The sequence below is a fragment of the bacterium genome (assembly GCA_030685015.1).
Classification (GTDB): domain Bacteria; phylum CAIWAD01; class CAIWAD01; order CAIWAD01; family CAIWAD01; genus CAIWAD01.
The window spans coordinates 25,403-46,174 of the sequence record JAUXWS010000021.1; the positions used below are offsets into that span (position 1 = coordinate 25,403).

The 20,772-nt window shown below is 71.8% G+C and carries 12 protein-coding genes; all 12 read left to right on the forward strand.

The window, feature by feature from the left end; all coding sequences use genetic code 11:
• The first annotated feature begins 229 nt into the window (after window positions 1–229).
• The gene (locus Q8O14_02495; protein MDP2359610.1) at window positions 230–949 is read left to right on the forward strand and encodes a hypothetical protein; all 720 of its coding nucleotides are present in this window, start codon (window positions 230–232) and stop codon (window positions 947–949) included.
• The gene (locus Q8O14_02500) at window positions 942–3,794 is read left to right on the forward strand and encodes a GAF domain-containing protein (GenBank protein MDP2359611.1); all 2,853 of its coding nucleotides are present in this window, start codon (window positions 942–944) and stop codon (window positions 3,792–3,794) included. The genes Q8O14_02495 and Q8O14_02500 overlap by 8 nt, the downstream gene beginning before the upstream one ends.
• Before the next feature lie 55 nt (window positions 3,795–3,849).
• On the forward strand, window positions 3,850–4,236 hold the full coding sequence (locus Q8O14_02505; GenBank protein ID MDP2359612.1) for a response regulator: 387 nt from the start codon (window positions 3,850–3,852) through the stop codon (window positions 4,234–4,236).
• A complete protein-coding gene (locus Q8O14_02510) occupies window positions 4,233–4,613 on the forward strand; it encodes a response regulator (protein MDP2359613.1) in 381 nt (126 codons plus the stop codon). The genes Q8O14_02505 and Q8O14_02510 overlap by 4 nt, the downstream gene beginning before the upstream one ends.
• A 14-nt stretch (window positions 4,614–4,627) precedes the next feature.
• Complete coding sequence (locus tag Q8O14_02515) at window positions 4,628–6,325, forward strand: nucleoside kinase (protein MDP2359614.1); 1,698 nt, start codon at window positions 4,628–4,630, stop codon at window positions 6,323–6,325.
• Between the two features lie 157 nt (window positions 6,326–6,482).
• Window positions 6,483–6,761, forward strand: coding sequence for a BMC domain-containing protein (locus Q8O14_02520; protein MDP2359615.1), 279 nt, complete (start codon window positions 6,483–6,485; stop codon window positions 6,759–6,761).
• 61 nt (window positions 6,762–6,822) lie between these two features.
• Window positions 6,823–7,329 carry a BMC domain-containing protein gene (locus Q8O14_02525; GenBank protein ID MDP2359616.1) on the forward strand — a complete coding sequence of 169 codons (507 nt, stop codon included), beginning with the start codon at window positions 6,823–6,825 and terminating at the stop codon, window positions 7,327–7,329.
• 171 nt (window positions 7,330–7,500) lie between these two features.
• A complete protein-coding gene (locus tag Q8O14_02530) occupies window positions 7,501–10,155 on the forward strand; it encodes a S8 family serine peptidase (GenBank protein ID MDP2359617.1) in 2,655 nt (884 codons plus the stop codon).
• Between the two features lie 28 nt (window positions 10,156–10,183).
• Window positions 10,184–15,079 (forward strand): hypothetical protein, encoded by a 4,896-nt coding sequence (locus Q8O14_02535; protein ID MDP2359618.1) that lies wholly within the window; start codon window positions 10,184–10,186, stop codon window positions 15,077–15,079.
• Window positions 15,080–15,194: 115 nt separating this feature from the next.
• Window positions 15,195–15,659, forward strand: coding sequence for a YraN family protein (locus Q8O14_02540; protein MDP2359619.1), 465 nt, complete (start codon window positions 15,195–15,197; stop codon window positions 15,657–15,659).
• Window positions 15,652–18,159, forward strand: a complete 2,508-nt coding sequence (locus tag Q8O14_02545) for a DNA internalization-related competence protein ComEC/Rec2 (protein ID MDP2359620.1) — start codon at window positions 15,652–15,654, stop codon at window positions 18,157–18,159. The genes Q8O14_02540 and Q8O14_02545 overlap by 8 nt, the downstream gene beginning before the upstream one ends.
• Before the next feature lie 52 nt (window positions 18,160–18,211).
• Window positions 18,212–20,185, forward strand: a complete 1,974-nt coding sequence (locus Q8O14_02550) for a hypothetical protein (GenBank protein ID MDP2359621.1) — start codon at window positions 18,212–18,214, stop codon at window positions 20,183–20,185.
• The last annotated feature ends 587 nt before the right edge of the window (window positions 20,186–20,772 follow it).

Genomic DNA, 20,772 nt, shown 5'->3' on the forward strand with positions numbered 1-20,772 from the left:
GTTCCGACTGCTGATAATGATTGTTGCGGCCCCGGGAATCCTCCATATTTTCCGGCGCCCTGGAAGCGGCGGGAGGCGGCGCGGTGCGACAACCGGCCCTTCCGGCCGCCTCGCGACCTGTCCGCCTGCTTTCAGACCAACCCTTGCCGGTCGATGCGCGGGTGCGACCATGTCACATTGACGGTGCGGTCGGCGGTGGACGCGGCCGACAAATGGCGGCTGATCAGGCATGACGATCAGATGCGTGATGGACCTTCTCCTGCGCCCCGGTCTGGGGATGACGCACGCGGCTGCCCTGCGCGACCGTCTCGCCGCCTCGCCCGCCGACGCCCTGCCCGCTCTCGTCGAGGATCATCCCGTGCTGCTTCTTGCCTTGTTGCGGCGGGCCGGATCGTGGCCACGGGCCGGGCGCGACCTGCCCCAGGATGCGCGCGAGGCCTGTCAGATCCTGGGCGAGGAGGCCGTCCGCAGCCATCTGCGCACCACCCTGCTCATCCTCCCCTCCCCGGCCGGGCAGGCCGCGGCCGACCAGCGGGCCCGCATCCTGCGGGAGGCGGGGGAGCGTCTGCTGCGCCTGCTCGAGGAGGCCCGGACAACCGAGGCCACGCCCCCCGGCCGGGTGGAGCGCACCCTCCTGCGGCTTCTGGAGCTGCCGGTCCGTCTTGCTGATCCCGCCATCGCGCCCGCCAACCCGCCCGCCCAGTGGGGCCGTCGCCTGTTGGAGGTGATGGGCGGCCAGCGCTGGTACAACCCGGAGATCATCCAGGCCCTGGCCGCGATGGAGGATCCCGTCGCCGTGGGCGGCGCGGCCGGTCGACGGGGGGCCCTGCTGCGAGCGGTGGCGGACCTGGGCGTCCCCGGCGGCCTCTCCGATCCAGGTCTGGCGCTCCATCTGGGTTTGATGCCCTGGCAGCTGCCCGACCTGGGCATGGGCAAGCAGCGTGGCTGAGCGCGCCCCCGAATTGCGCCGCCAGCTGCGGCGGGTGCTCGACGCCCTGCTGGAGGGAGATCCGCCCTCCGCCGAGCTGGAACTCATCCTGCTGCGGGCCGACCATGTCCTGCGCACCCAGGATGATGCCGTGCAGGAGATGCGGCAGTCGCTCCTGGAGCAGGTGGACGACTTGCAACTGCGCCTGGACCACCTGTCCGTCCTGCGCGAAGTGGGAGAACTGCTGTCTGCCAACCTGGAGGGCGACGCGCTGCTGGACAGGCTGCCCGCCATGTTGCGTGAAGCCTTCGGCGCCGAGAGCGCCTCGCTCTGGCTGCTCGATCCAGGGCACGAGCGCCTCGAGATCGTGGCGGCCGACCCCACCCGCCCCGGCCCCGACGAGCGCACCCTGCCCCTGGACAGGGGCGTGGCGGGTTGGGTGGCGCGCCAGGGCCGCTCACGGCTGGTGCCCGACACCGACCTCGATCCCGTTTTCCTGCCCCATCCGCGCAACGGCGACGGCGAGGGCGGCGCGCCACGCACCCTGCTCTGCGCCCCCCTCAAGCTGGGCGACCGAGTGCTGGGCGTGGTCCACCTTTCGCACCGGGAACCGGGCCGGCTGGACGAGAGCGACGAGGCCCTGCTCGAGCTGGCCTGCCCCTCCATCGCCCTGGCCGTCTCCCGCACCCGCCTGCATGAGGGCTTCCGCCAGCGGCTGGAGGACCAGACGCGCGAGCTGCAGGACGTGCGCGAGTTCTTCCGCAGCATCGTCAACAGCAGCGACGATCTCATTGTCGTGCTCAGCCCCGACCAGGAGATGATCCTGGTCTCCACCGTGGCGGAGAGCCTGCTCGGATTGCCCGTCGACGAGCTGCTCAACCGGCCGGCCGAGGGCCGACTGCTCGATGCCGCCGCCGTGGCGGAACTGAGCACCTTGACGGAACGGGGGGACAGCCTGCGCGACCAGGACGTCTTGCTGCGCCGCGCCGACGGGCGGGAAATCCACGCCTCGCTCAACGCCAGCCCCATCCGCGGCGCCTCGGGCGAGCTGCTCGGTTCCCTCTGCATCTTCCGCATCATCGAACGCCGGATGCGCAGCCATCACGAGCTGACGCGCCTCAACCAGAGGCTCAACGCCCTCTTCGAGGCCGCTGTCGACCTGGGATCGAGCCTGGACCTGGGGCAGGTGCTGGAACGCTGCCTGGCCTGGATCCGCCGCCTGACCGAGGCGGACGAGGCCAGCCTCCTCCTGCTCAGTCCCGACGGCCGCCATCTGGCCCGCTTGCGGCGCGACCAGGAGGACCAGGCACCGCCCCTGCCGGTGGGCGAATGCCCGGAGGGGATCGTCGTGCGGCAGCAGAAACCCCTCCTGCTCTCCGAGCCGGTCTCCGTCCGCCAATTCCTGCCCGAGGACGCGGGACACGTGCAGAGCTGCATCATGGTGCCGCTCAAGATCCTCGACAATGTGCTGGGCGTCCTGCGGGTGGACAGCCACTCGCCCGCGCGCCTCTTCACCCACCAGGATCTGCGCATGTGCACGACCTTCGCCTCGCAGGCGGCGATGGCCATCGACAACAGCCGGCTCTACGCCGCCACCCGGCGCGAAAGTTCGCGCCTGCGCGGACTGCTGGACCTCTCCCGGCGCATCCGGGACCTGCGCAATGGACAGGCCATCCTCGCCCAGTTCGCCCAGACCGCCCTGGACCTGGAGGGCGTGCAGGCGGTGGTGGCCTGGGAGTACCGCAAGAACGAGCACCAGTTGCGCCGCGCCTGCGCCCTGGCCAAGGGCCTGACCCTGGAGCCGGGGGAGAGCCTGCTGCCCGCCGGCATGCCCGGCGACGACCCCCTGCCCTACCTGCTGGCCAATCGGGAACGCCGCCTGCGCTTCCGGCCCCTGCCCGAGCAACTGCCCCCCTGGGCCCCTGCCGTGCGCGACCGGGAACGCGCCATCTCCCTCCTCGCCGTGCCCGTGGTGGATGGAGGCGAGGTCTACGGGCTGATGCTTTTCTATGGTGACGAAGCCCTCGCCTCCCTCGAGGACGAGGAGAGCTTCATCAGCGTGCTGGCCCTGCAGGCGGCGGCGGCCATCCACAGCCAGCGCTTGCTGCAGGAGAACCAGGCAGCGCGGGAGTTCCTCACCAGCGTCGTCTCCTCGGCCACCGACGCCATCGTCGTGACGGACCGGCTGGGGCGCATCACCCTCTTCAACCCCGGGGCCGAGGCCATGCTCGGCCTCTCGGCCCGGGAGATGGTGGGCCTCCACGCCCCCGGCCTCTACCCGGACGCCACCCGCGTCCTGACCGATCTGCGCCGCGCCCTGCGCCGCGGGCAGGACCATCTCACGGTGGAGACCACCCTCCACGCCCGGGAGCGGGACGTGCCGGTCCAGCTGTCCCTGAGCTGGATGCGCGACGCCCGCAACCGCATCATGGGCGTCCTGGGCGTGGCCAAGGACATCAGCGAGCTGAAGAAGCTGGAGCAGGCCCGCCTGGAGGCGGAGCGCCTGAGCGGCATCGAGCGGATGGCCGTCACCGTCTCCGACCGCATCAACACGCCGCTCTCGGTGGTCCTGGCCCAGGTCGAGCTGGTGCGCTTCCTGCAGCCGGCGCTGGGGCCGGAAGCCCTCGCCGCCCTGCAGTCCATCGAGGACCAGGTGGGGGCGATCCAGGGCATCCTCGACCAGTTGAACCACCTGAAGGATCCGCGCATCAAGGACTACGCCTTGCCCAACGTGCACATGTACGACCTGGAGGCGGGCGGGGGAAAGGCCGGCGCGGTCCCGCCCGGCGGCAAGGACCCGACGCGTGAGGGGAGCGGCGGGGCGGCCGCCGTCCGACGAAGGGGCAAGTCGTCGACCCCGTCTTGAGATTGGCCGGACGCCGGCGTATGTTGATGGGAGCTTTGGGAGAGACCCTCGCGTGATGAAGTTGGAAGCAGCGCGCTCCGTCCTGGTGGTCGAGGACAACGACGACTTCCGCCGGGTCCTGGCGCAATTCCTGGCGATCTACGGCTTCGAGCCCGTGCGGGCCGCCGCCGACGGCGAGGAAGCCTGGGGCCTGCTCGCCGACTGGCGTCCCGACCTGCTCATCACCGACCTCAACATGCCGCGCATCAGCGGCATTGAATTGATGCGCCTGGTTCGTGAGAAATGGAAAGACCTGCCCATCATCGTCATCACCGGCTACGAGCACGAGTTGCACCATCTGAGCGCCTTCCAGGTGCAGGCCACGCTGATCAAGCCTTTCAAGATGCCCCTGCTGGCTGCCGAAATAGCTCGTATCCTGGGTCAAGGACGGCGGACTTCATGAACCGGATCCTCATCATCGACGATTATCCGGCGGCCCGGGAAACCCTGGGCGCGTTCCTGGTGGGCCTGGGCTACGAGGTCCTGCAAGCCCCGGACGGCCCCACCGGCCTGGATCTGCTCGCCCGGGAACATCCCCATCTGCTCTTCCTGGACATCCTCATGCCGGGCATGAACGGCCTGGAAGTGATCAAGCGCATCCGCGGCATCGATCCGACGGTGCCGGTGGTGATGGTCACGGGCCATGATTCAGCCCAGATCGCGCGGGAACTGCTGCTCGCCGGCGCCACCGACTTCATCCGCAAGCCCCTCAACCTCGAATACATCCAGCGCGTGGTGGAGGCCTGTCTGGCCAAGCAGCCGCGGCCCCGCCTGGCCTGATTCCCGGGAGACCCATGATCGACCCGTCAAGCTGCCCGTCCGGCGAGCATCAGCGCATCCGTGTCACCCGGGAGGATGGACAGCTGCTTGATCTTCCCGTCGGGACCCTGGTCAGGGCCCTGCCGGGCATCGACAGGGGGCGGGACGGCCTGCCCTTCATCGCCGCCCTGGTCAACCACGACCTGGCCTCGCTCAGCTATCCCCTGGAGATCAACAGCGAGGTCCGCCTGCTCACCCTGGCCGATGGGAACGGCTGGCGCGTCTACCAGCGCTCCCTCGCCTTCCTGGTCGCCAAGGCCATGCGCGAGCTCTTCCCCCAGGCTGTCTTCTCCCTCCAGCACTCCCTGGGCAGCGGCCTCTTCTGGAGCTTCCGCAACAACGCCCACGACGGCATCAGCCAGGAACTGCTGGACCGGCTGGCCGAGCGCATGAGGGAGCTGGTCCACCTCAACCTGCCCATTGAGCGGCGCAAGGTCTCCTTCACCGACGCCCTGGCCCGCTTCGAGGCGGACGGCGAGCGCGACAAGCTGGACCTGCTGCGCTTCCGCAACCCGCCCCATGTCGTGCTGCACGTCTGCGACGGCTTCTCCGACCTCGCCCACGGTCCGCTGGCCGACTGCACGGGCGTGCTCGGCCGCTTCGAGCTGGTCAACTACGAGCGGGGCTTCGTGCTCAACCTGCCGCGGCGCGAGCCGCCCTACGCCGTGGGCGAGCTGGAGCGGCAGCCCCACCTCTTCCACATCTACCAGGAGCACAAGGAATGGGGCCGCATCCTGGGGGTGGACACGGTGGGCCGCCTCAACGAGACGATCGACACGGGGGAGATCGAGGCCTTCATGCGGACGGCGGAGGCCCTGCACGAGCAGAAGCTGGGGCGCATCGCCCAGCAGATCGTCGCCCACCGGGACCGCCTGCGCGTCATCCTCATCGCCGGTCCTTCATCCGCGGGCAAGACCACCTTCGCCAAGCGGCTGGTGACGCATCTCACCGTCCACGGCCTGCGCCCGCTCATCCTGGGCACGGACGACTACTTCGTCGGCCCCGAGCAGACGCCCCGCGACGCGAGTGGCAAACCGGACTTCGAACACGTGGAGGCGGTGGACCTGCCCTTCTTCAACGAGAGCCTGTCCCGCCTGAGCGAGGGCCAGGAGATCGAGGTGCCCTTCTTCAACTTCCAAACCAAGCAGCGGGAGTTCCACGGCCGCCGCATGCGCCTGGCCGCCGACCAGCTCCTCGTCGTGGAGGGCATCCACGGCCTCAATCCGCTGCTGACCGAGCAGGTGCCGGCCGAGCGCAAGTTCCGCATCTTCATCAGCGCCTTGACCCAGCTCAACCTGGACCGCCACAACCGCATTTCGACGACGGACAACCGCCTGATGCGGCGCATGGTGCGCGACCACCGCTACCGCGGCCACTCGGCCCTGGCCACCCTGGGCAGCTGGGCCTCCGTGCGGCGGGGCGAGGAGCGCTGGATCTTCCCCTTCCAGCGCGAGGCGGACGAGACCTTCAACTCCGCCCTGGACTATGAGCTGGCCGTGCTCAAGCCCAAAGTTGAGCCACTGCTCATGCAGATCAAGCCGCATCATCCTGAATACGCCGAGGCGCGCCGCCTGGCCCAGTTCCTCTACAATTTCCTGGGGGTGGACGACCGCAGCGTGCCGCGCACCTCCATCCTGCGCGAGTACATCGGCGGCAGCGCCTTCCGCTATTGAGATCCCCTCATCCAACCGATGGATGACCCACGCCAGACGAGGGCGCATCCTCGCACCGGCCGATGGCGCCGCCTGCGGCACTTTCCTACCTTGAGTCCTGCCGCGGGAATGGCTGCCCGAATCGGCCGGCGGCGCAACTCGACTGGAGGATCACGGAATGTCTCTAGAAGCCCTGGGGATGGTGGAAACCAAGGGTCTGGTGGGCGCCATCGAGGCGGCCGACGCCATGGTCAAGGCGGCCAAGGTCGAACTGATCGGCCGCGAGCAGGTGGGCGGCGGCTATGTGACCGTCATGGTCCGCGGCGACGTGGGCGCGGTCAAGGCGGCCACCGACGCCGGCGCCACGGCGGCGGAGAAGGTGGGCGAGGTCGTGTCCGTCCACGTCATCCCGCGCCCGCACTCCGAGGTGGAGCAGATCCTGCCTCGCAAGGCGTGAGTGTCCAACCGGCCGGGCGGACCGTCCCCCCGGGGCGGCGCGTCCGGCAGGGTCCGACCCCATGAAGGACGAGGCACTCGGCTTTGTGGAGACGCGCGGCCTGGTGGCCGCGATCGAAGCCTGCGACGCCATGTTGAAGGCCGCCCGCGTGCGGCTTCTGACGCGGCAGGTGACCCATCCCGCCCTGGTCACGATCTGCGTGGAAGGGGAGACGGCCGCCGTGCAGGCCGCCGTGGATGCCGGTTCGCGTGCCGCCGCCCGGGTCGGGCGGGTGGCCTCCACCCTGGTCATCCCCCGTCCGGCGCCCGGCATCCCCGAACTGGCCCGCCACTTGGCCCGCGAGGCCTGGCGGCCGTCGCCGCCCGCGCCGCCACCGGTCCCGGCCGATGAGGGGGAGTCGCCGCCGGACAGCCCGGAGGCCCTGGCCGCCCTGCCTGTCCGCCGCCTGAGGGCCCTGGCCCGCCGCCAGCCGGAATTCCCGCTGGGCGGCCGTCGCATATCACAGGCCACGCGCGAGGAGTTGCTGCGCCTGCTGGGAGGCCTCTTCTTCCCCCCCTCCTCCCGCTGACCAGTCCCCTGCTGGAGGGTGGATTCCATGCCCCTGCCTGTCCGTCGAGGGAAGTCCGCGTCCGGTGGGCCTGTCCGCGGGCCTGGACGGGATCGGCATTCCGCAGGGCCCCCACGGCTCCGGACGCCGGTTTTCCTGCCCCTTATCCTTTGCCTGCTCCTGTCCCTCCCTGTGAAGGGCCGCGCCGCGGGCGACCCGCCCCCTACCGCCGAGCTGCTCTTCCGCTGTGCGGACCGGGCGACGGCCCGCGCCCTGCTGGCCGATCCTCGTGTCGCCGGACTGCCCGCCGCCGCCCGCCTGGAAGCGGCCCTGCCCGGCAGCGCCGGCGCCCCGCGCGAGCTGGAGGCCATCCTGCGCCTGCGCTGCCCGCCCCATGAGCTGCCCCTGGCGCGCAAGGCCCTGGCCGCCCTGCGTCCCGTCTGGATCGAGGAGCCCCCCCGGCGCCACAGCGACCGCCTGCCCAACGACCCCCGCTACGGCGAGTTGTGGGCCCTGCCCCTCATCCAGGCGCCGCAGGCCTGGGACATCCAGGTGGGGGAGGGCGAGATCATCCTGGCCGTGGTGGACACGGGCTGCGATCTCACTCATCCCGACCTCTCCGGCGCGCTGTGGATCAACCAGGCCGAGGCGCAGGGCCTGCCCGGGGTCGACGACGACGGCAACGGCGTGGTGGACGACCTGCATGGCGCCGACCTGCTGGACGGCGACGGCGATCCCTCCCCCGCCCCCGGCGACGCCAGCCACGGCACCCACACCGCCGGCACGGCGGCCTGCGTCACCGACAACGCCACCGGACTGGCCTGCGCCGCCTGGCGGGCCGCCCTCATGCCAGTGCGGGCCGGCCACCTCAGCTCCATCAGCCGGGGCGTGGAGGGCGTCTGGTACGCCGCCGCCAACGGGGCGTGCGTGATCAGCTGCTCATGGGGTGGGGACAGTTTCTCCGCCTACGAGTACGATGTGATCCAGGCCGTGCGCGCCTTGGGCTGCCTGGTGGTGGCCAGCGCCGGCAACAACGGCACGGAGCGCCTGCACTACCCCGGCGCCTATGAGGGCGTGCTCTGCGTGGCCGCCACCACGCCCCAGGACACGCGCATGCCGGGCAGCCAGATCGGCTGGTGGGTGGACGTCAGCGCCCCCGGACAGGACATCCTCTCCAGCATGATCGGCGGCGGCTATGCCCTGCGCAGCGGCACCTCCATGGCCACGCCTCTGGTCGCCAGCCTGGCCGCCCTGGCCTGGAGCCGCCATCCGACGGAGAACGGCGACCAGATCCGGGAGCGCGTGAAGGCGGGCTGCGACAACATCGACGCGCTCAATCCGGGGCTGGCCGGCAAGCTGGGGCGGGGGCGGATCAATGCCTGGCGGACCCTGGAGCAGACGGTGCGGGCCGTGCAGGTGAACGGCTCAAGCTTGACCGACAGTGACGGGGACGGTATTCCCGAGCCGGGGGAGACCATCCAGCTGCGTCTCCAGGTGGAGGCCCTGCTCGGCTCCTTCACCGGCCTGCAGGCGCAGTGCCAGGCGCAGCCGGGCGAGGCGACGGTCGTGGACGGCGCCATCGACTTCGGCAGCCTGGCCCAGGGCCAAAGCGTCCAGCCGGCCGATCACTTCACCCTCACCCTGGCCGGCGATCTCGAGCCCGGCCGGGAGATCCGCCTGCGCCTGCTCTTCACGGCGGCGGGCGGCTTCAGCCAGGAGGAGAACCTGCTCATCCTGGTGGCGCCCACCTACGCCGACCATGACAACGGGCAGCTTCAGATAAGTCTGGGCGGTCACGGTGTCCAGGGCTACTACGATTTCGAGGCGGGCCAGGCGGTGGGGGGCGGCCTGCGCTGGCCGCCCGGATCCCCCAGCCACCTCTACCACGGCAGCCTGCTCCTGGCCAGCGACGGGGTGCAGGTCGCCCACGCCGCCAGCTATCTGACCGGGATGCCGGCCGAGTTGGCCGTCCTGCCCGGGGGCGAGATCCGGCGGGTCGCCTTCGGCGGCGAGCTGTCCAGCGAAGCGGAATTCGGGGCGGCGGGCCTTGCCGGCCTGCGTGTACGCCAGCTGGGCCTCAGCCTGGAGGGCGAGGACTGGATCCTGCTGCGCTTCCAGTTGCACAACACGGGTGGCGGCACCATCGCGGGGCTGCAGCCCGGCCTCTGGCTGGACCTGGACGTGGGCGGCACCTGGGCCAACGACACGGGCGGCTGGGATCCGTCCAGCGGGACCGGCTGGCAATCCCAGGTGGGCGGTCCCATGCTGGGTCTCAGGCTGGTCTCGGAGGAGGCCGCCTCCTTCCGGCTCTGTCATTGGGGTGAATGGAGCTTCGGCGGTCTCGAGGACGCCGAACTCTTCAGCTGGCTGCGCGGCGGCTTCCAGCAGACCCAGTCCGACGCGGCGCGGGATTGGCAGTGCCTGCTGGGGGCCCCCGCCCTTGACCTGGCTCCCGGCCAGGAGCGCGAGGTGGCCTTCGCCCTGGTGGCGGGGGCCCAGTTGGCCGGGCTCCAGGCGGCGGGGGCGGCGGCGCGGCAGACCTGGATGAGCCTGGAGGTGGGGGGAGGAGCGTCGCCCGCGCGGCCTGGGGGACTGGATCTGAAGGTCTGGCCCAACCCCTTCAATCCAGGCGCCCATTTCAGCGTCACGCTGGCGTGGCCGGGCCAGCTGGCCTGGCAGGTGGTGGGCCTGGATGGCCGCCGCGTGGCGGCGGGGCGGCGGGAGGCGCTGCCGGCCGGCCTCCACCAGGAATGGCTGGACCTGTCGGGGCTGGCAAGCGGTCTGTATCTTCTTCGGGCGGACGTGGGAGAGCGGCGGGAGATGACACGTCTGCTTCTGCTTCGATGAGCGAGCACGGCGGGACGAGGGGGGTGCGATGTTCTGGCTGAGATGGATGCTGATGTCAGGCCTGCTGCTGGCCGGATGGGCCGGTGCCGGCGAGCTGAGGGGAATCGTGCATGGGCAGCGCACGATCACCGCGGCGGAATCGCCCCTTGTCCTGCCCGCCACCGTGACCGTGGCCAAAGGGGCCAGCTTGGTCATCGAGGCCGGCGTGACCCTGCGCCTGGGGGAGGGCGCCTGCCTGATCGTCGAAGGCCAGGTGCACGCCCTGGGGGAGAAGCGGCTCCCCGTGCGCTTCGAACCGTTGATCGAGGGGCGGCGCTGGGGCAATGTCAAGATCCTGGGCGACAAGGATCCGCCCTCCTACGACGCCGAGCGGCGCTACATCGAGGGCAGCGGCGGCAGCCGCCTGATCCAGTGCGAGTTCACGGGCGGCGGGGCCGTGGCGGACGACCAGTACGACGGCGGCGCCCTCTACCTGAAGGGCAGCGCGCCCATCGTCCGCGACTGCCTCTTCCTGGAGAACGAGGCGGACCGGGGCGGCGCCCTCGTCTGCTACAACTTCGCCACGCCGCTGATCGAGGCCTGCACCTTCGAGCGCAACGTTTCGCTGCTGGACGATGGCGGGGCGCTCTACTGCTTCTTCTACAGCGACGCCGTCATCGTGCGCAATTTCTTCGTGCTCAACCGCTCGGCCCGCCACGCGGGCGGCCTGTACATCTCCGTCTCCAACGCCCATGTGGAGGAGAACGCCTTCATCGACAACACCTCCGCCGGCTGGGGCGGGGCCATCTACGTCTCCTCGTCCAGCCCGCGCCTCCTGGGCAACGCCCTCTATGAGGCCACCGGCGAGGACCGCAGCACGGGCATCGTCTTCCAGGCCGACTGCCGGCCCGAGGTGCGGGACAACAGCCTCATGTCGGGCGGGGTCGAGGTCTACGGCTTGAACCTGGGCGAGGACCTGGACCTGAGCGGCAACTGGTGGGGCACGACGGAGGAGTACTACATCCAGGGCAAGGTCCAGCAGCTGGGCCGCGGGCAGGATCGACGGCTGGTGGTGGCCCCCTGGCGCGAGCGCCCCTCCGCCAACCTGCTCACCCAGCCGGTGGAGATCCTCAGCCTGCATGCCATGGCCGACCAGGAGTGGGCCGACACCCTCGCCTTCGATCTCTGCGACCGGGCCCTCGCCCGCATCCAGGTCCGCGCCGTGGACCGCAACAAATACGCCGTGGACCAGACCGGCATCGAGGTGCGCATCCTCGAGCGGCCGGACCAGGTGCAGACCGTCTACCTGGCCGAGACGGAAAAAGCCTCGGGCGTCTTCCAGGGCCGCGTGGCCATCAACCGGCGCGGCGAGGACCTGCCCAGCGTGTCGGTGGCGGTGGGCGAGCACCTGCTGTTCAGCTCGACGACCAATCCCGACATCCGCCGCCTCTACCGCGTGGACGAGGCCCGGCCCGTGGTGCACGGGCTGGTCCTGCTCTCCGACCCCGACCCCACCCACGCCATCGAGGAGGCGCCCCGCCTGGGCTGGGAGTACTTCAGCCTGCTGGGGGATCCCCAGGAAGCCTGGCACCTGCAGGTGGCCTCCGACTCCTCCTTCCGGCGCGCGGACCTGTGGGATTCGGGGCCGCGCCCGCTGGGGCCGGCGGGCCGCGTTCTCACCTACGAGGGCTTGCCCCTGGCGGACGGGGAACGCTACTTCCTGCGCCTGCGCGGCCAGGGCGGCGGCGCCTGGAGCGACTGGAAACGCTTCGTCGTGCGCACCGACGGTCCGCTCAACACCCTCCGCATGAATTCCCTGCCACCCCTGCCCGACCAACTGGAACCAGCCCCCGAGGCCTTGCTCGGCCAGGCGCGGCCCACCTTCAAGGTGCGCTCCGTCGTCGACCGCGAGGGGGATCCCGTCTTCTACGAGATCCAGCTGTCCGCCGACGAGTACGGCCAGCAGATCCTGGCCGGCAGCGGCGAGGACTGGTCCGAGGCGGCCTGGACCTCGCCGCGCGACTTGCCGGACAACAGCGCCTGCTGGTGGCGCATCCGCGTCCATGACGGCTTCGAGAGCGGGGACTGGAGCCAGCCCCGTCGCTTCCATGTCAACACGGTGGAGGAAGCGCCCCTCCCCTTCGATCTGATCGGCCCCAGCGGCGTCATCGCCGTGCTCGATCCCGAGTTCTCCTGGACGGCCAGCAGCGATCCCGATCCCCTGGCCACCATCCAGTACACGCTGTTGATCGGCCGCCAGGAATCCCTCCAGGACGCCACGCGCCTGGCCGGGCTGGAGCAGACCAGCCACCGCCCGCGCCAGCCCCTGGTCAACCAGCAGCCTCTCTGGTGGGCGGTGGAGGCGGTGGACAACACAGGCCGCGTCACGCGCAGTCGCCAGGTCCTGCGCCTGGAGCCGGACACCACGCCCAGCACGCCGGAGCCGCTGGCCCCGGCCGGCGGCGAGGATGCGCTGGCCGGCCGCACCCTGCGCTTCACGCCGGCCCAGGACCCCTGTCCCGACGACATCCTCCTCTATGAATTGCAGGTGGCCCCCGCCAGGGCAGACTTCAGCCGGCCCCTCATCCATATGAAGGGTCTGGCCCAGCAGGAGCTGGCCGCCCTCAGCCTGGACGCCCTGCCCGACAGCCGCCTGCTCCAGGAGGACCAGTCCTACGCCTGGCGCCTGCGGGCGGTGGACAACCATGGCGCCGCCTCGCCCTGGTCCGATGCGGCCGTCTGCTGGATGAACCGCGCCAACCAGCCGCCCTCCCGCCCCGAGCCGCTCCTTCCGGAGGAGGGCCTCGTGCTGCGGCAGGGCCCCCTGCTCAGCTGGACCGCCGCCAGCGATCCCGACCAGAGCGATCCTCCCTCCACCCTCAGTTACGTGATCCAGCTCTGCCAGGAGGCGGATTTCAAGGGGCGGGTCGTGGAGGAGCGGCTCCTGGCGCAAACGCAGGTGGACTTCGAAGGCCGCCTGGGCGACAACACCCGCTGGCACTGGCGCGTCCAGGCCATGGATGACGAGAACACGGGCAGCGGCTGGGGGCCGGTCCGGTCCTTCATCCTCAACCGCGTGGAGGAGGCGCCCACCGGCCTGGCCTGGGTGGAGCCGGCGGAGGGGGCCAGTCTGGCCGCCCTCGACCGCATGGACCTGGGCTGGACCGCCGCCACCGATCCGGACTGGCAGGCGCGCCTCAGCTATACTTGGCGCCTCAGCCCTGCCGGCGACGCGGCGCGGACCCTGGCCGAGGGAAGCACGGCGGAGACGAAAGCGACGGTGCGCTTGCCCCTGACCAGCGGCGAGGACTACCTGCTCCACCTCAAGGTGGTCGACGAGACCGGCCTGGAGCAGGTCCTGCCCGCCCGCCGGGTGCGCGTGGACAGCCATCCCACGCCTCCCCGGCCCCAGGCCCACGCCGAAGAACTGGGGCCGGGCGACCAGCTGGCCTGGTCGGCGGCGCAGGATCCCGACCCGGCCGACCGGCTCAGCTATCGCCTGGAGATCCGCGACGAGGGTGGCCGCGTCCTCGTCACGACGACCCAAACCGCGCTCCAGGTCGCGCTGGGCCGCCTGCCGGGCGCCGCCCAGCTGCCCGAGGACCAGGTGCTCAGCTGGACGGTGACGGCGGTCGATCCCCACGGCTTGGAGGCGGCCTCCAGCGCCAGTACCTTCTGGTACAACAAGGCCAACGATCCGCCCGGCGCGCCCTCCTTCGCTCCGGAACTGGCCGCTTCCCCCGTCCTGCGCACGGACCGCCCCACCCTGCCCTTCATCCCGGGCGTGGACCGCGACCGCAGCGATCCGCCCTCCACTCTCTGGCACGAGGTGCAGGTCGCCTCCCATCCCTCCTTCCAGAACGCCGTCACCCATCGCGTGCCGGCCGGTGAGAAGACGGTCGGCGGCCTGCTGCTGGACGACAACTCCGTGTGGCATCTGCGCCTGCGCTGCCTGGACGACGAGGGCGCGGCCAGCCCCTGGAGCGACCCCATCCAGGTAACAGTGAACCAGCGGGAGGATGCCCCCAGCGCGCCCCAATTGCGCGAGCCGGCCCCCGGCCAGCGCTCCACCGATCTGAGCGGCATCTCCCTCTCGTGGAGCGCGTCGACCGATCCCGACCCCGGGGCGCGCCTGCGCTACCGGGTCACGGTGGAGGAAGGGGCGGGCGCTTGGCGCGAGGTGCTGGAGACGGAGCAGACCAGCCTGCGCGTAAGCCGGGCCATCCCCAACGACAGCGAACTGAGGTTGACGGTGACCGCCGTCGATGATACGGGCCTGGAGACAGCCTCCCAGCCACTGCGCATCACGGTGGACAGCCGGCCGGGCGGCACCAGCCTCAGTGGCCGCCCCGGACAGGTGCTGGGTACGGGCGACGAGCTGGCCTGGACGGAGGCGACGGATCCCGATCCGGCGGATCGCCTGCAGTATGAGGTGGCCTGGAGCAGCTCCCGCGCCTTCACGGACGGATCGTCACGCCTGGTGGCGGCCTTGCGCCTACCTCTGTCCGAGTGGCCGGAGCTGCCCGAGAACAGCGACCTGTGGTTCCGCGTGCGCGCCCGTGACCCGCACGGGCTGGAGGGAACCTGGTCGGAGCCATGGCCGGCCCAGGTGGATCGCCGCAACGATCCGCCCGCATGGAAGGGCGGCCTGCGTCCCGCCTCGGGCCGCTTGGCGGCCGGGGAGCAGCGCCTCGAATGGGAGGCCCCCACTGATCCGGATCGCCGACCCCAGCAGGTGGAGGTGGAGGTGCAAGCCGCCGCCGACAGCGAGTTCCGTTCCGTGCTGTGGACGCGGAGGGCCGGCACCGCCACCTTCCTGCCCCTCACCTTGGAGCCTGGCCGCCTCTGGCTGCGGGCCCGCGCCGTGGACCAGGATGGAGCCACCAGCGCCTGGTCGCCGGTGGTGGCCTGGACGGTGGACGCTCCCGCCCCGCCCGCCCCTTGAGGCGACCTGTTGTCCTGCCCGCTTGACGGGGCCGACCGATGGAGGCCGGCCCCTTTCTTTTTGTGCAACACGGCGTCCCCGCCCGCGGTTGGCCGAGCCTTCCGGAGGAGGGCTTATGGCGAAGAAGGGAGCGGAGCGGGGACGGCCGGGCGGTCGGGGGCCGGATCGGCAGGAGATCCTGCCCGGGATCGAGCGCTGCCGGGTGCGGGGCCGGCGGGGCGAGGACCTCGCGCTGGACTGGCTGACCACGCACGGCTATGAGGTGCTCGAGCAGAACCTGCGGCGCCGCCAGGCGGGCGAAGTGGACCTGGTTGCCCGGCGCGGCGACACCCTGCACGTGGTTGAGGTCAAGTGCGGCCGGGGTCCGCTCGACCTGCTGCTCGAGCGGGTGGACGAGCGCAAGATCCGCCTCCTGCTCAAGACGCTGGTCAAGGCCGGCTGGCTGGACGAGGCCCAGCGCTACCGCGCCGTGCAGGTCGACCTGCTCCTCGTCGAACTGAGGGAGCCGGCTCCCCGCCTCACCCTGGTGGCGGATGTCTGTCCGCCGGAACTGCAGTGGGCCGGGGGCGCCGATGGCTGAGGCGGGGCGCCGGACCATCGCCCCCGTCCACCTGTGGCTGCTGGGCGTGACGGTGGGGGGCGCCCTCCTCTGGCGCCTGCTGCCCCCGGTGCCACCCACGGCCCTGTTCGCCCTGCCCCTGTTGCTGCTCTGGCCCAACGCGCGAGGCGGCCTTGGCCTGGTCCGCCTCAGCGCCGCCGCCCTCCTCCTTTTGCCCGTGCTCCACGGTGCCGCGGTCCGCCCGCCGGGTCCCGCGGCCGCGGCGGACCTCGCCCGCGCCTCCCGCGCCCTCTTGTTGCGTCCCCTGGCCGACCCGGCGACCGAACTGGCCTTTCTGTCCATTGCCGACGAGGAGGGTCCGGACCGCGGCTTCCAGCTCCCGCCGGCGGAGCGTCCCCTGCTGGCCGGCGGCTGGTACAACGACGGCCGGGCCTGGCGGAGTCTGCCCGGCAAGCTCCAGCTCTGGCCCCACGCCCGGCGGGCGCCGGCCCTGCCCGTGGGCGAGTGGTGGCTGCTGCAGCCAAGGGCGGGGGCCGCGGCGGATGGCATGTGGACGGTCGGACGCGGCCCCATCGGTCCCTTCGCGGCCGATCCTTCCGCCTGGTTGCGCGCCCAGGGTCGCCTGGGCCGCTTGGTGCTGGACACGGCCCAGGTGGAGCTGCGGGCGGCGGGTCCCCTTCCCCCGGCGGCGGCGGGCCCTATTCCCTGGGTGGCCAGCCTGCGCCGCCGCTGCGCCGCCCGTCTCGCCCGGGGGACGGGGGAGGCGGGCCCCTGGCTGGAGGCCATGTTGCTGGGGGAGCGCTCCCGGCTTCCCGCCGCCGATGTCCAGGTCTGGCGCAGCACGGGGCTGGCGCACCTGCTGGCCGTCTCCGGCCTCCACGTGGGAGTGTTGGCCCTCGCCCTCTGGCATCTGCTGGCGCTGGTCCCGACCGGCCGGGGCGGCCGCGAGCTGCTGTTGGGGAGCCTGCTCCTGCTCTACGCGCCGCTGGCCGGCGGCCAGGTCTCCGTCCGCCGCGCCGTGACGATGGCCCTCTTTCTGCTGGCGGGCCGGCGCCTCGAGCGGCCGCAGGCGGGCCTGGGCCTGCTCGCCCTCGCCGCCGTCTGGATTCTCTGGCGCCACCCGGCCGAGCTGGCGCAGCCGGGATTCCAGATGTCCTTCGGCGCGGTGGCCGCCCTGATGCTGGGCATGCCGGGGAAGGGGGGCGAAGCGGCGCGGGAGCAGGCCCGGCCTGGCGGCCGGGAGCAGGCGCGACCTGGCGGCCGGGGGAGGAGGGCGGTCCACGCCGTCCGCGGCCGAGTCCTCCAGGCCCTTCGCCTGACCACCCTGGCCCAGGCCGGATCCGCCCTGGCCCAGTTGGGCACCTTCGCCGCCCTGCCCCTGGGAGGCGTCCTGCTCAACCTCGCGGCCGTGCCCCTGGCCTCCCTCTTCACCGTGGCGGGCTTCCTTCATCTCCTCCTGCCATTGCCCGGGGAGCCGCTGGGCGCCCTCTGCGCCGGACTGGCCCGGGCCCTCTGCCATCTGGCCCGCGCCGCGCCCACCGCCACCCTTGCCTGGTCGCCCCACCCCGGGCAGCTGGCCCTGCTCGGGCTGGCGACCGGCCTGCTGCTGCTGCCGTGGGGGCGCTGGCGGCGGCGCCTCCTGCTGGCCATCCCGCTCCTCATCCTCGCCGCCGATCTGCTGCCGCGCCTCTCCCGACCACGGGCCGCCTGTTGTCTCTTCGACGTGGGCCAGGGCGACGCCCTCCTCCTCACCAGCCCCAGTGGCCGCACCGTGCTGGTCGATGCAGGCTGGGAGGATCCCCGCGGCACCGGTGGGCGCGGCGCGCAACTGGCCCAGGCCGTCCATCGGCTGCACGACGGAGCCATCGATTGGCTGGTCCTGACCCATCCGGACCAGGACCACCTGGGCGGAGCCGCGGGCCTGCTCCGCACCACGGAGGTCGGGGCGGTGCTCTGGAATGGCGAGTGGAAGGTCAACCCGCCCCAGGATCGCTTGCGCCGCCTGCTGGACAGCCTGGGCACGCCCCTCGTGGAGGCCCGGCCCGGTCAGCTGCTGCAGGCCGAGCCGGGCTGGCGCGTGCGTGTCCTGGGTCCACCCCCGGCCGGCGGCGGGCGTGAGGGCAACGAGCGCAGCATTGTCCTGCGCGTGGAAGCCCCGGCCGGCACCCTGCTGCTCACAGGGGACGCCGGACACGACGAGGAGGCCTGGCTGGCCGCCTGGGACGCCTGGCTGGAAGCCGACTGGCTGAAGCTGGGGCACCACGGCTCGCGCGGCTCCACCTCCCCGGCCTTCCTGGCGGCCGTCGGAGCGCGGGAGGCCTGGATCTCCTGCGGCCGCGGCAACCGCTACGGCCACCCCCATCGCGACGTCCTGCAGCGTCTGGAGCAGAACCACATCCGGATCCACCGCAGTGACCGCGAGGGCTGGCGCTGGCTCCCGCTGGACGGCGCGGACCGGCCGCGGCGCGCCCTGACCCGCCCGCGCCTCCTGTTCGCCCAGGCCGAGCGGCCTCCCCCCTGAGCAGCGGCCTTCCCTCCTCCGCTCCCCTCACCCATCAACCAAGGAGGACCGCATGAGACGCATGGTGTGGCTGCTCGCCCTGGCCTGCGCGGCCTGGGGCGGGCCGGTGTTCCATGAGCCCTGGCTGGGCGCCATGGAGTTGGAGGAGGGCTGGGCGGCCTGGGGCCGGACCCATGTCTGGTGGAGCGGCGGCGTGGAGGGGCGCGAAAACGAGCAAGGCCTTCCGGCGGGCGTGGTGGCCCTGCTGCCGGATGGGGCTGGGCTGTGGGCGGCCCAGGCCGATGGCTGCCTGCGTCGGCTGGAGCCGGGGCCCTCGCTGGTCTGGCAGGCCGGCCGCAGCTGCCGGGCGGGCTTGGCGGAGGGGGCCGGCATTGCCTGGCAACTACTTGATGGAGAGATCTGGCGCATCGCCCTGCGGGGGGGGGCTTCGCCCGAGGGCCTTGGCCATTGGCCGCTGCCCGCGGCCGGACCTCCCTGGGAACTGAAGCGCCTGGACGGAAGCACATGGATGAGGACGGGCAGCGCCTTATGCCGTTTGTCGGCGGAAGGGCCGCTGCCCGTGGCGCACCTTCCCCTCAAATGGCGGGACTGGCTGGTCTGGGCGGATGCCCTGCTGGTCCTGGACGAAGAGGGTGGGCTGCATTGGCTCGATTCCTGGCAAGGAAGGGCCCGACCCCATTGCCGCGTGGAGGCGCCGCCCCCGGGCGGCCGCTGGCGCGCCCTGGCGGCGGGGCGGGACCTGCTCTGGCTGCAGGCGGAGGACTCCTCCTGGTGGCGCTGGACACCCGGCACGGCGCCCGCTCTCGTGGAGATGACGCTGCCCGGCGCCAGCGCTGGCTGGTGGCTGCCGGCGGGCGACGATCTGCTGCTCCACCAGGACAGCCGACGGCGCAGCTGGTGGGCGCTGGATGAGGCGGTCTGGCAGGTCCGCCGCGAACAGGTGCGGCCCCCCGCCCTGGCCGATCGTCTGCTGCGCTGGAGTGGGGAATGGCGCCTGGCGCGCGACGGACGCCTCAGTCTCCATGGCCCGGCCGGCGAACAGGAGTTGGAACGCTTCCCCGGAGCCCACCGACTCGCCCCGGCCGGCGCCGGACCCGTGCTGCTCACCGAGGCGGGGCTGGTGGCCTTCGGCGAGGACGGACGGCGCCTGGGCGACTGGACGGGTGGCCCCTGTCTGGCTGCGGCGGCATTGGAGGACCATCTGCTGGTGGCGGGCGACCATCGCCTCCGCGTGTTCTGGACCGGGGAGGAGACGCCCCTGCTTCAGGGCGAGCTGGAGCTGCCCGAGGCCGCGCAGGTGAGCGCCTCCTCCTCCTGGGCCGCCGTGCACGGGGAGGGATTGCTCTGGCTGGTGGAACTCGATCCGCCCTGGGCGCCGCGCCGGGTGGGGGCGCGCCCCCTGCCGCCAGGCACGCGGGATTTCCTCCTGGTGGAGGACCGGCTCCTGATCGGTGGTGACGAAGGCCTGGCCGCCTGGCAGGCCTCGGAGGCCGGCTGGACGACCCTGCCGCCCTTGCCCATCGCCGGCCCGGTCTCCGCGCTCTGCCGGCGGGGCGCCGATCGGCTGCTGGTGGGAGACGACGCTGGTCGCCTGGGTCAATGGCGCCTGGTGGCCAATCTGCCCCTTGCCCTGGAGTGGGAGGAGAGCCTCCCGCTGGCCGGGCGGATGGCGGTGGCGCGGGATTCCCTGCGCGTGCTGGGCGAGACGGGATGGCTCGATCATCCCCTCCCCGCCCTGGCCGCCGACGCGCCAGCCTGTCCCGCTCCCGGCCACCCCGCGCAGACCTTCCCTTTCACCGTTCGGCGGCAGGGCGAAGCATTGCTCGTGAGCTGGGAGGCGTCCGGCGGGCCAGTGGCCCGCGTCAGGCTCTATGACCTGCTGGGGCGGCTGGTGCGGGAGGGGGCGGCGCTCACGGGCGCTTCCCGCCTGGAGCTGCCGGGACTGCCGGCCGGCTGCTATCTGCTGGAGGCCGTGGACGCGGAGGGTCGGCGGGGCGTCCAGATCCTGGCTTGGCGACCGCGTTGAGTGCCACTGACCCGCTTGCCACAGTGTGCCTGGCCCTCAGATCCGACATCCGGGGATATCCCCCAGGGTGGACCATATGACCCGATGCGGGGCAGCTCACCTGGGGTGATCGCTGATCAAGCGCTTGAAGATCAACGGATACATTTTGGCACGAGGGGTGCAATTCTTCACTGTGCCGGAAGGCAGGCCGGCATGATCGCTGCTGGAGCGGCTTGCGGCGATCGAGCGCGTCCGACTGGACGCTACACCACCGCGTGGTGTTGAGCTTTGTGGGGATGAGTCAGGGCGCGGCAACGCGCCCTCACTCTGTGTGCGCCCAGCATGGGCGCCGTCCTGGAGGTGCAAGTCCTCCCGTGAGCAGACCAACGTGAGCGAAGTGAAGCGCAACTGCGGAAGGGCGACCGACCGTGGGAAGGACGCGTGGAGCGTAAACCGCGGGTGGATGGACAAGAACCGGATAGGAGGCGACGCCGGACAGGGCGAGCGGGCACAGGATCGCAAAGCTCCGATGGTCAAGGTCCAGGCGGCGTAGATCCGGCCATCGTGCGGTGAAGGACGGTGTTCTTGGCTGGGGAGATCCCGCCTTG

Excerpts from the sequence above, each read along its gene's own strand:
- Q8O14_02550 (MDP2359621.1), top strand. The coding sequence starts at position 18,212 with ATGAGACGCATGGTGTGGCTGCTCGCCCTGGCCTGCGCGGCCTGGGGC.
- Q8O14_02515 (MDP2359614.1), top strand. The coding sequence starts at position 4,628 with ATGATCGACCCGTCAAGCTGCCCGTCCGGCGAGCATCAGCGCATCCGT.
- Q8O14_02505 (MDP2359612.1), top strand. The coding sequence starts at position 3,850 with ATGAAGTTGGAAGCAGCGCGCTCCGTCCTGGTGGTCGAGGACAACGAC.
- Q8O14_02495 (MDP2359610.1), top strand. The coding sequence starts at position 230 with ATGACGATCAGATGCGTGATGGACCTTCTCCTGCGCCCCGGTCTGGGG.
- Q8O14_02520 (MDP2359615.1), top strand. The coding sequence starts at position 6,483 with ATGTCTCTAGAAGCCCTGGGGATGGTGGAAACCAAGGGTCTGGTGGGC.
- Q8O14_02535 (MDP2359618.1), top strand. The coding sequence starts at position 10,184 with ATGTTCTGGCTGAGATGGATGCTGATGTCAGGCCTGCTGCTGGCCGGA.
- Q8O14_02540 (MDP2359619.1), top strand. The coding sequence starts at position 15,195 with ATGGCGAAGAAGGGAGCGGAGCGGGGACGGCCGGGCGGTCGGGGGCCG.
- Q8O14_02545 (MDP2359620.1), top strand. The coding sequence starts at position 15,652 with ATGGCTGAGGCGGGGCGCCGGACCATCGCCCCCGTCCACCTGTGGCTG.
- Q8O14_02510 (MDP2359613.1), top strand. The coding sequence starts at position 4,233 with ATGAACCGGATCCTCATCATCGACGATTATCCGGCGGCCCGGGAAACC.
- Q8O14_02525 (MDP2359616.1), top strand. The coding sequence starts at position 6,823 with ATGAAGGACGAGGCACTCGGCTTTGTGGAGACGCGCGGCCTGGTGGCC.